The 11,190-nt window shown below is 61.5% G+C and carries 6 protein-coding genes; 4 read left to right on the plus strand and 2 right to left on the minus strand.

Annotated elements, in window-relative coordinates; genetic code table 11:
• Positions 1-388: 388 nt before the first annotated feature.
• A complete protein-coding gene (locus HMPREF2605_RS03125; RefSeq protein ID WP_049349437.1) occupies positions 389-1,390 on the minus strand; it encodes a phosphotransferase in 1,002 nt (333 codons plus the stop codon).
• A gap of 327 nt (positions 1,391-1,717) precedes the next feature.
• Between HMPREF2605_RS03125 and HMPREF2605_RS03130 the strand changes: the two genes are divergently transcribed.
• A complete protein-coding gene (locus HMPREF2605_RS03130) occupies positions 1,718-3,652 on the plus strand; it encodes an ATP-dependent helicase (protein WP_070846884.1) in 1,935 nt (644 codons plus the stop codon).
• Positions 3,636-4,268, plus strand: a complete 633-nt coding sequence (locus HMPREF2605_RS03135) for a M48 metallopeptidase family protein (protein WP_049341880.1) — start codon at positions 3,636-3,638, stop codon at positions 4,266-4,268. Before HMPREF2605_RS03130 ends, HMPREF2605_RS03135 begins: the two co-directional genes overlap by 17 nt.
• 164 nt (positions 4,269-4,432) lie before the next feature.
• On the opposite strand, the gene HMPREF2605_RS03140 is transcribed toward HMPREF2605_RS03135, so the two are convergent.
• Positions 4,433-5,896 carry a zinc-dependent metalloprotease gene (locus HMPREF2605_RS03140; protein WP_070846885.1) on the minus strand — a complete coding sequence of 488 codons (1,464 nt, stop codon included), beginning with the start codon at positions 5,894-5,896 and terminating at the stop codon, positions 4,433-4,435.
• A 308-nt stretch (positions 5,897-6,204) separates the two neighbouring features.
• Between HMPREF2605_RS03140 and HMPREF2605_RS03145 the strand changes: the two genes are divergently transcribed.
• On the plus strand, positions 6,205-7,428 hold the full coding sequence (locus tag HMPREF2605_RS03145) for a YlbL family protein (protein WP_070846886.1): 1,224 nt from the start codon (positions 6,205-6,207) through the stop codon (positions 7,426-7,428).
• Between the two features lie 272 nt (positions 7,429-7,700).
• Complete coding sequence (locus HMPREF2605_RS03150; RefSeq protein ID WP_070846887.1) at positions 7,701-10,853, plus strand: UPF0182 family membrane protein; 3,153 nt, start codon at positions 7,701-7,703, stop codon at positions 10,851-10,853.
• The last annotated feature ends 337 nt before the right edge of the window (positions 10,854-11,190 follow it).

Consider the following 11,190-nt stretch of genomic DNA (forward strand, 5'->3'; position numbering starts at 1 on the left):
ATATTGTGAATAATACCTTTAGCACACCTTCAAGTCTCAGCCTTAATCTGAGTCATTCATGCACAAAAATGCAAAACTGGTGCTCAAAAGGTGAGGGGAAACACTTAAAGAAATTTCGGTAAAAAGCCCACTAAAGCCCCTCCACTAGCCCTTATAGGCATCATCCCGTCGGTTTGGCAGACAGTCAGTGACAGACAGTCAGGAGAGCTGGTTTCACCGGGCGCGAGTCAGCGGATATACAACCCAGCGGATATACAACCCAGTAGATACAGCTCAGCCCCGCAGTGCAGTACTGCGGGGCTGAACTGAAAAACCTATGCGGTAACCTGGCGGGCAACAACCTGGCGGCTATTTACCCTATGAGCTACTCGGCGAGGCCGACCAATATCTATTCGGCGGGGCCGACCAGCGGGCCGACCTCCTCCTGTCCGAGCAGTTCGCCGGAGGCACGCAGGTCGTCCTGAATGTCCAGGAGCATGGACACCGCGTGGGTTGCGCCGTCGCGGTCGCCAACCTCCACGGTGTGGGTGAGCCATTGGGCGATCGCGAACTCTGCGTAGAAGTTCGCGCGCTGCGCCAGGTAGGCGTCGGGCAGCTGAGGCATCTGCTGGCGGTACACCTCGATTGCCTCGTCGGTGAAGTCGATGTCCTGGCAGGAGTACAGCCACGCGAAGTCCTGCGCGGGGTCGCCCACGTGCACATCGGACCAGCCGGTGACCTCCACGATGCGCGCCGTCGAGGGCGTTACGTGCAGTACGAGGTTCTCGGCGCCCATGTCACCGTGGACCACGCGCGGGCGGAACTGCCACATGGGGCCGGGGGAGAGCACGGTACGCCAGTGCGCGAGCAGGTCGGCGGGCACCTTGCCGGTTGCGGCGGCACGCTCGAGCTCGGCGTTCTTGCGCAGACGAATCTGCTCCGAAGAGTAGGAGGGCAGATCGGCTTCGTAAATGATGTCTTCGGGCATCACGTGCAGGGTCGCAATGTCCTTGGCGATGATGGACGCCAGGGAGGGGCGGTTCGCCGCAACTTCGCGGCGGCTCAGCTCGGCGAGCTGGTCCACGTCGTAGATGGTGCCGGGGATGTGCGTGTACACGAACACGTTGCCGCCCGCGTAGGGTACGGTGCCGGCGACGGTGGGTACGGCGAAGGGCAGTCGGGCGCGCAGGCCGGGGCTGAACGACTGCAGGATGAGGTGTTCAGCTTCCAGACGCATGCTGGCGTCGGGGCGGCGCGGGGCGCGCACTCGCCAGCGGCGACCGGTGGAATCGGCGATGATTGCCGAGTCGAAGTCGTCGCTGTCTTCGCGGACCGGTTCGGCGCCGACGGGGTAGATCCCGGGCACTCCGGCGGAGACGATGGCTGCTAGCTGAAGGGGAGATAAAGTCACGGGTTAAGGTTACCAAACCAATGTGTGCCGTTTAGTAGTTTTTAGGATCTTTATGCCAAGTGGTGAAGATACATGTGGACAAGCCTAAACGCGCTCGCCTGCGCTGCCTGTTGAGCTTCTACTTGCCCACTCCAAAAGAGGCTGGTTCCTCACGCCCTGAATGAAAGCAACAGCTAAGAAGCCGCGGCGGGTCTGGAGAACACAGCCTGGGAGAATACAATGGAAGACCGGCTATTACCGCCTCACGCACCCGCATACACGCACGTCCGTATGCCCGCGCGAGCGCATGCCGCCTGCCCGTACCGCCCGCCTTACTGATGGAGCATTATGACCGCCACACCTCAGCAGCCTCAGCATATGATCTCCGCAGACGATATCCTCGCCGGGCTTGACCCTGATCAGCGTGCGGTCGCCACCGAGCTGGACGGCCCCATGCGCGTGCTGGCGGGTGCCGGTACCGGTAAGACCCGCGCGATTACGCACCGCATCGCCTACGGTATTGCGATCGGTCGCTACCAGGGCCCGCGCGTACTCGCCCTGACCTTCACCCTGCGCGCGGCGGAGGAGATGCGTACCCGCCTGCACCAGCTGGGTGCGCACGGCGTGCAGGCGCGTACCTTCCACTCGGCGGCGCTGCGTCAGCTGGCGTATTTCTGGCCGCAGGTGGTGGGCGGTACGTTCCCGTCCATCGTGCAGAATAAGGCAGCGCTCATTACGGAGGCGGCGAACCGTCTGCGCATCAGCACGGACCGTTCCCTGTTGCGTGATTTGGCGTCGCTGATTGAGTGGGCGAAGGTTCAGCTGCTCACCCCGGATACCATCATGCAGCGTCTGAGCGAGAAGCAGCTGCCTTCGGCGGTTACCCCGCAGAATATGCAGCGTATTTTCCAGGCGTATGAGGATTTGAAGGATGAGCGTAACCTCATCGATTTTGAGGACGTGCTGCTGCTGACCATCGCCATGCTGGAGGAGGACGAGAAGCTCGCCGCGACCGTCCGCAACCAGTACCGCCATTTTGTGGTGGACGAGTACCAGGACGTGTCCCCGCTACAGCAGCGTCTGCTGGATGTGTGGCTGGGTGGCCGCGACGATATTTGCGTGGTGGGCGACGCCTCCCAGACGATTTACTCTTTTACCGGCGCGACCAGCCGTTACCTGCTGGATTTTGCGCGCCGGTACCGTGGCGCGCACACGGTGAAGCTGACCCGCGACTACCGCTCCCATTCGCAGGTGGTGGAGTTGGCGAACCGCCTGTTGGCGGCGCGCCGTCCGCATCCGGATTCGAGCCCGCATTCGTGGGCGCCGCCGCTGGAGCTGATGTCTCAGCGCGGCCCCGGCGTGGATGTGGAGTGGTTCGGCTACGCGGATGATGAGCAGGAGGCCGCCGGCATTGCCGAGGATATCCGCGACCTAATTGAGAAGGACGGCGTGCCGCCTTCGGAGATTGCGGTGCTGTTCCGCACGAACGCACAGTCGGCGGCCATTGAGTCTGCGCTGGCTGCCGCCCACATTCCGTACCAGCTGCGTGGCGCGGAGCGTTTCTTTGAGCGTCCCGAGGTCAAGCAGGCGATGCTTGCCCTGCGCGGTTCGGCGAAGTCCACGGACGGTACCGAGGACGTCACCCGCTACACCCGCGATGTGCTCGGCGGCCTCGGCTATAAGGAGGAGGGCCCCCTTTCGGGAGGCGCCACCCGCCAGAAGTGGGAGTCTCTCGCCGCCCTGGTGCACATGGTGGACATGATGGCGCAGCACCGCCAAGAGCAGCTTCAGGAGCACCGCGCGAACCCGCGCCCGGGCGTGCCCGAGCCGCTACCTTTGACCATGCACGAGGTCGTGGCGACCCTGAACCACCGCAGCGAATTCAACGACGCACCGCAGGTCAACGGCGTCACCCTCGCCTCCCTGCACGCGGCTAAGGGCCTGGAGTGGGACGCCGTGTTCCTGTGCGGCCTGAACGAGGGCCTCATGCCCATTACTTTTGCGACCACCCCGGACGAGGTGGATGAGGAGCGCCGCCTGCTGTACGTGGGCATTACGCGCGCCCGCAAGTACCTGTGGCTGACCTGGACGATGACCCGCACCGTGGGCGGTCGCGGTCAGCGTAAGCGTTCGCGTTTCCTGGACGATATCGATCCGGCGAAGCGCCGCCGCAGGGCTGAGAGCGCCGGCTCCTCGTATAGCCAGGCTCGCTCGGCTCAGCCTCGTTCGGCTCAGCCTCGCCGTTCGTCGAAGGGAAGAGGAGATTATGGCTCAGCGTTTTAAGCGTGAGATTCTGCCCGCCACCGAGGACCGCCCGCAGATTGAGCTGGTCCGCTCGGCGCGCCGCACCCGCACCATCAGCATGCAGCGTGACGGTGTGGATGAGCACGGCAACCCCGCCTACCGCCTGCTCATTCCCGCCGCGAGTACGAGCGAAGAGATTGACGAGCATATTGCCCGCCTGCTGCCGCGCATTCAGCGTCGTGCCGCGCGCCGTGAGCGTGCCACGCAGCTGACGGTCACGGACGAGTACCTGCGTTCCCGCGCTCTGCACCTGGCGCAGAAGAACCTGCCGGAGCTGGTTGCCTCGGGCAGGCTCGAGAAGCTGTCGATTCGCTGGGTGAGCAACCAGCGTCAGCGCTGGGGCTCGGCAACCTACGCGAACACACAGATCCGCATCTCCTCGGAGCTGCAGGGCGTGCCCGAGTACGTGCTGGATTCGGTGATTCACCACGAGCTCTGCCACCTGCAGCAGCCGAATCATTCGGCGGCGTTCCGTGCCCTGGAGGCGCGTTACCCGCAGCTGCTGCGGGCGCAGGCCTACCTGGAGGGGTACGCGCTGGGGCGCTCGCGGGCTGAGGGCGAACGGGGCGAGCACGGCGAAAACAGCGCCGGCTAAAAATCTCTCCGGCTAAAATCCAGCTGGCTAAAGCGCTTCCCGAAAATCAAAGAAGCAAAAACCAAACGAAACACTCGAGCGGGGGTAGCTTGTGAATACACAAGCCACCCCCGCTCGAGGTGTCAGCTATTTACTTTTGCCGCTCAGCGTTACTTCGCTCAGCTTTACTTTTCTTCGGGCGCATCGCCGAAGCCGCCGTCCAGCAGCTTCTGCAGCTCCGAGTCGAAGTCCACGTCGTCCAGGCTGATTTCGTTCATACGCGCATCGTATGCGGTGAAGTCTTCCAGCTCGGCGGGGGTGGGTAGGGTCTCCGGGGTGTCCCAGAGGCCGTCGCGTGCCTCAATGCCGTGGGCGTTTTCGTACCAGCGCCAGAACTGCTGTGCTTCACGCACCAGGCGCGGGCGCAGTTCCAAGCCGACCAGGTTCTCGAAGACCTGCTCGCTGGGGCCGCCGTCGATGCGGCGGCGCGCCATGATTTCGGTCAGCTGCGGTGCCTTGGGCAGGTTGCGGGTCGCGTCCTCGGTTACGACGGATACCCAGCCTTCGATGAGGGCGAGCAGACCCTCCAGACGCTGTACCGCCAGTTCCTGGTCTTCGGTGCGCTGGGGGCTGAACATGCCGCCTTCGAATGCTTCCTGCACGGCGTCGGGGTTGCTCATGTCCACCTGGGATGCGGCGTCCTGCATACGGTTCATGTCCACGCGGATGCCGCGGGCGTAGCGCGCCACGAGCTGGACCAGGTCTTCGCGCAGCCAGGGGTTTGCCTTGTGCAGGCGGATCAGCGCGGATTCACGCACGGCAAGGTAGAGCAGGACCTCCTGCGGGGGAACCTCGATACTGTCGGCGAGCTGCTGGTAGCCGTTGGGCAACAGCGCGGAGGAGCCGGGTGCGAGGGGGAAGCCCACGTCGGTGGATGAGTACACTTCACCGGCGAGCTGCGCGAGCGCCTGAGCCATCTGCGCACCAAAAATTACGGAACCAATGTTGTTCAAGAAGCCGCTGTTGAGGATCTGAGAAATCTCTTCGGGCACGTCTTCGGGTGCGCCGGGCATGACCATGGACTGGGTGACTTCGGCTGCGACCGGCTCGACCATTTCGCGCCAGGAGTCGAAGGAATGCTCAACCCATTCCGCCTTGGACCATGCCTGCACCGGGTGGTTGTGGCGCTCAATGGTGGTTACGGCATCCAGCCAGAGGTCTGCGAGGTTCGCCGCGTCTTCTACGGCACGCTTGAGGTTTTCGGGTACGGAGGGGTCTTCACCCTTGGCGGCGAGCATCTGGCGGGTCTGGTTCTTCACGCTGTCCCAGTTCACGCCGCTGGGGCTGTCGGATGCACCCGCGCCGGAGAACATTGCCTGTACCTGCGCGAACATGCTCTGCATCATGGCGGGGTCGAAGCTCATGCCCATGTTCTTCAGGTCTTCGGGGTCGATGCTGATGCCGAAGGGGTTCTGGCCGCCTTCGCCGAAGAGCGCGCCGAAGGGGTTCTGCGCGTTGGAGGAGGCGCCCTTACCGCCCTGGCCGGTTGCCCCTGCGGAGGGGTCGAAGCCCTGCTCCTGCATCTTCTTAATGAATTCTTCGAGGGGGTCGCGCTCGTTGGAGGCGCCGCCGGTGGGGTTCTCAGACATGTGAAGCCTTTCGTAATCCGGGGGTGGGCGCAGCTGGCCCGCTCGCTGTCCAGCCTACCGATTTTTGCTGAGAATTTCCCGTGCCATTGCTGTGGAGGCGGCTTAATCAGCTAAGGGCACACAAGCTTGTCTTTGGGATCGGGTTTTGGGAGCTTTTTCGTGCCGCTGTCACCGTCGGGTGCTGACAAAGCGCGGCGGGGGCAAGAGCGGGGGCAAGAGAGTAAACGCCTCCTGGGGCTCTATTTTTAGCGGGGTAACGGTGCCCGCCCGCGTGTTGAAAAGCAGGTTTATCCGGTACTGTAGAAACCATGACTAAGTCCACCCCTGATGCTGAGCAACAGTCGAACGCCGCCTCCGCGAGCGTGAAGAGTAATGAGAAGGCGGCTAAGCGCCGTTCGCGTTTTGCGCCGCGCCGCGTGAACTTGCGTTCGGTGAGCGCTGTGGCGACGTGCGCCCTGCTGGCTGGTGCTTTTGTTCTGCCCAGTTCCTATGTGAAGGAGGGCCCCGGCCCGCTCTTTGATGTGCTCGGAACGTACCAGGAGAAGGACGTCATTGAGGTTTCTGGCGCGCCGAGCTATAAGACGTTCGGCAAGATGAACATGACCACGGTGTCGGTTTCGGGTGGCCCATACACTGAGCTGTCGGGTGCGGAGGCGTTCTACGGCTGGTTGGCGTTTGACGGTAACCGCAGCCTCGTGGTGCCGACCGACGCCCTGTACCCGCATGTGAGCCACGAGCAGGCGACGGCTGCGACCGGCGCGCAGATGGCTGATTCGCAGACTCAGGCGAAGGTCGCGGCGATGCGTCAGCTGAAGATGCCCGTGACTGAGAAGGTTCAGGTGCTGACCACGGTGGAGGGTTCCCCCGCGGCGAGCGTGCTGAAGGGTGACGACCGCATCGTGAAGGTGGGGGAGAAGCAGATTGAGACCCTCACCGATGTTCCGAAGGCGGTGAACGCGTCGAACGGTTCGCCGATTGACGTGACTGTGGAACGTGACGGCAAGCAGCAGACGTTTAAGCTGACCCCGGTCCGTTCGAGCGACGATAGCCGCTGGATTCTGGGTGCTGGCCTGAAGCAGAGCTATGACCTGCCGGCGCACGTGCAGTACAACCTGGATGGCGTGGGCGGTCCCAGCGCGGGTCTGATGCTGGCTCTGGGCACGGTCGATAAGCTGAGCGAGGGTACTCTGCTCGCTGATGAGGACGCCGGAGGCGACCCGTACCGCAGCTACATTTCGGGTACCGGCACGATTGATGCGAACGGTAAGGTCGGCGCAATTGGCGGTATCAAGTACAAGATTCTTGCGACGGGCCGTTACGGTGCGCGTTATTTCTTGGCGCCGAGGGAGAACTGCGATTCGATTGTGAAGATGCAGGCGCAGGATCCCGACCTGTTCAACTACTATCACGCCGGTCAGGTGCGCGGCACGATGGTGGTTGTGCCGGTGTCGACCCTGGATGAGGCGGTGAAGACGGTCGAGGCAATTAAGTCTGGCACCCCGGATGATTCCCTGCCCCGCTGCGGTTCCTAACATAACGTTTTTCTCCGCAAGGTTCTCACCCGTATAGCGTAGAAGTCAGCCCCGGTACTTTACGGTACCGGGGCTGTTCTGTGCCCTATTCTCTGTCCTCGTCTGCGTCTCCGTAATCCTCGCCAGCACCTCTCATCTCAGCATTTCGCGCCCCAAAACCTCTCAACCGGTCATATTTCGCCCCGAGCTTCTACGAGGTTCTGCCCTTCTGCGTTACCTCTGAGATACTTAAAGGCAGTTATTTTCTCTGAACGTATGATGAGCGAGGAATTGTGTCTGAGTCGACCAATAACACCGCGCATCCCAAGCCGAAGAAGTCAACGCCTAAGCGTCGTAGCCCCCTGAGGGCGACGATTGCTGTGGTGGCGGTGCTCATTGCTGCTTTTGTGGGTGCGTCCCAGGTGTACACGGACTGGCTGTGGTTTGATCAGCTGGGTTATAGCACCGTGTTCACTACCCAGATTTTGTTGAAGGCAGCCGTGTTTGTGGTGGCTGCCGTGGTGATTGCTGTGCCGCTGTGGGCTTCGATGTCCTACGCGGTCCGTCATGCTGATGTGGCGCCGGCGTCCGAGAAGAAGCCGCAGGAGGCGCCGAACCCGAATCAGAGCGTGCCGACGAGCGGCACGGATGCTGCCGAGCAGATGCTGCGTGACGTATTTGGTCAGCAGCGTGCTGAGGAGAGTATGCGCCGCTACCACGAGAGCGTGGATAAGGCGCGTAAGGTTCTGCTGATTGCGGTTCCGCTGCTGTTGGGTCTGTTCATTGCTTCGGCGACGATGACTCAGTGGAGCACCGTCGCGCTGTTCTTCAATCAGCAGTCCTTCGGTAAGACGGACCCCGAGTTTGGTCTGGATTACGGTTTCTTCCTGTTTGCGTTGCCGTTCTTCCGCATGGTGGTGACTCTGGTGACCTCCGCTGTGGTGCTGTCGGCGCTCGCGGGTCTGTTTATGCACTACTTCTACGGCGGCATTAAGGTGCAGCCGGGTGGTGTGAGCACTACCGCGGCGTTCCGTCGTCATGCGGCGGTCGTGGCGGCTGCGTTCTTGCTGACTCGTGCGGTGAGCTTCTGGCTGGATCGCTATTCGTCGACTCAGCAGCAGGTGGGCCGTTGGGCTGGCGCAATGTATACGGACGTGAACTCGTCGATCCCGGTGAACGCTATTTTGGCGATTTCTGCTCTGCTGGTGGCGATCATGTTTATGGTGGCTGCTTCGATGAATCGTTGGCGTCTGCCGCTGATTAGCACCGCGATGCTGGTGATTGTTGCCGTGGTTGCTGGCGGCCTGTACCCGTGGATTGTCCAGCGTTTCCAGGTGGTTCCGAATGAGCAGGGTGCTCAGTCGAAGTTCATTCAGCGCAATATTGATGCGACCCGTTACGCGTACGGTCTGGACAAGATTGAGACCACTCCGTATGACGCGACGATTGATACCCGCGCCGGTGCGTTGAGCTCTTCGAGCGCGACCATTGCGAATATCCGTCTGTTGGATCCGAATGTTGTGTCCTCGGCGTTTGCTCAGATGCAGCAGTTCCGCCCGTACTACCGTTTTGATTCGCAGCTGTCGGTGGACCGCTATTCGGTGGGTAACACCACGCAGGATACGGTGTTGGCGGCTCGTGAGCTGAACCCGGCGCAGACGAGCGGCGATTCTTGGTATAACCGCCACGTGGTGTACACCCACGGTTACGGTGTGATTGCCGCGTACGGTAACCAGGTGGATTCTGCGGGTAACCCGAAGTTCTTGCAGTCCGGTATTAAAGCGACCGGTACCCTGAGCGAGGATTATGAGCCGCGTATTTACTTTGGCATGAGCTCGCCGGAGTACTCGATTGTGGGCGGTAAGGGCGACACCCTGGAGCTGGACCGTCCGCTTTCCGCTGAGGAAACCAACGCCTCCGATGCGAAGTACACTTTCGCCGGTTACGGTGGTCCTCGCGTTGATTCGCTGCTGGCTCGCCTGTCCTACGCGATTAAGTTCCAGTCCTCTGACATTCTGCTTTCGGACGCGGTGCGTGAGGGTTCGCAGATTCTGTACGAACGCAACCCGCTCGATCGTGTGCGTAAGGTGGCGCCGTACCTGAGCGTGGATTCTAAGCCGTACCCGGCGATTGTGAATAACCGCGTGCAGTGGATTGTGGATGCTTACACTACGAGCGATCAGTTCCCCTACGCGCAGGGTAGCTCCCAGGATGCGGCAACCGCTGCGGGTGCTCAGCGTTCTAACTCGGTGAACTACATCCGTAACTCGGTGAAGGCTACTGTGGATGCGTATGACGGTTCGGTGACCCTGTACGCGTGGGATGAGGAGGATCCGGTGCTGAAGGCGTGGCAGGGTGTTTTCCCTGGCACGGTGAAGAGCTACCGTGAGATGAACGCTTCGCTGATGAGTCACGTGCGTTACCCGACTGACATGTTCAATATTCAGCGCACCATGCTGAATAAGTATCACGTGACGAACGCGAATAGCTTCTACGCCGGTGACGATGTCTGGTCGATTCCGAACGACCCGACCAATGATCGTAACCAGCCGATTTCGCCCTACTACCTGTCCCTGCAGATGCCCGGCGATTCTCGCGCGCACTTCTCGTTGACGACTACGTTCATTCCTCAGCAGAGCGATTCGAACTCTCGTAACGTGATGTATGGCTTCCTTGCGGCTAATGGTGATGCCGGTACCGGTAAGGACGGCGAGCGTAGCCCCGATTACGGCAAGTTGCGTCTGCTGGAGTTGCCGCGTTCTTCGGTGGTTCCTGGTCCGGGTCAGGCTCAGAACATTTTCAACTCTGATGCTGAGGTGTCGAACCAGCTGAACCTGCTGCGCCGCGGTTCGTCTGAGGTTATTAACGGCAATATGCTGACTCTGCCGGTGGGCGGCGGCATGCTGTACGTTCAGCCGGTGTACGTGCAGTCGAGCGGTGACGCTAAGTACCCGCGTCTGCAGCGTGTGTTGGTGAGCTTCGGCGATAAGGTCGGTTTCGCTCCGACTCTGGAGGAGGCGCTGAACCAGGTGTTCGGTGGCTCTTCGGGTGCGAAGCTGGACGGTTCGGCGGCTAGCCCCTCGGCTTCTGCCTCTGGCTCCTCTGGTACTTCTGGTTCTTCGGGCGCTTCGACCGGCGGTTCGTCGGCTTCGCAGTCTTCGGAGCTGAAGCAGGCTCTGACGGATGCCTCGAAGGCGATGACCGATGCTGATGCGGCAATGAAGAAGGGCGACTGGGCTGCCTACGGTGAGGCTCAGAAGCGTCTGGAAGCAGCCGTGAAGAAGGCTCTGGAGGCTGAGGAGGCGCAGAGCGCGGCTTCCGCTAAGGCTTCGGCAGCGCCCAGTGCCTCTGCGGCTCCGAGCGCCTCTGCAGCTCCCAGTGCCGCGGCTTCTGCAAGCGCCCCCGCAAGCGCGAAGCCCAGCGCCAGCGCCTCGGCTTCTCGCTAAGACTAAGAGGCTAAGCCTAAGAGACAGCGGGGGAGTAGCCCATACCGGATGCTCACGGGTCTAGCGTCCTCGCTCTAGATCCGGGGCCTGCACTGGATACGGCTCCTACCGACTAGCTCTAGCGGTCTCTGCGGGAACGGGGTGGAAGTGATTCACTTCCACCCCGTTCCTGTATGTTCTACCCCTGGCACTGCCCCGTAGCCCCTATTCCTACCCAACTGCTTTCTACCCAACTGCTTTCTACCCAACAGCCCCTATTTTTGTGTGCTTGGTTACAAATCGCGTTTTTGGCTTGCATGCCCGGTTTGGGGTCTGTATAGTTGTATGAGTCGCCGCG

The sequence above is a fragment of the Rothia sp. HMSC065C03 genome, assembly GCF_001837295.1.
GTDB lineage: Bacteria > Actinomycetota > Actinomycetes > Actinomycetales > Micrococcaceae > Rothia.

Excerpts from the sequence above, each read along its gene's own strand:
- HMPREF2605_RS03145 (WP_070846886.1), top strand. The coding sequence starts at position 6,205 with ATGACTAAGTCCACCCCTGATGCTGAGCAACAGTCGAACGCCGCCTCC.
- HMPREF2605_RS03130 (WP_070846884.1), top strand. The coding sequence starts at position 1,718 with ATGACCGCCACACCTCAGCAGCCTCAGCATATGATCTCCGCAGACGAT.
- HMPREF2605_RS03140 (WP_070846885.1), bottom strand. The coding sequence starts at position 5,896 with ATGTCTGAGAACCCCACCGGCGGCGCCTCCAACGAGCGCGACCCCCTC.
- HMPREF2605_RS03135 (WP_049341880.1), top strand. The coding sequence starts at position 3,636 with ATGGCTCAGCGTTTTAAGCGTGAGATTCTGCCCGCCACCGAGGACCGC.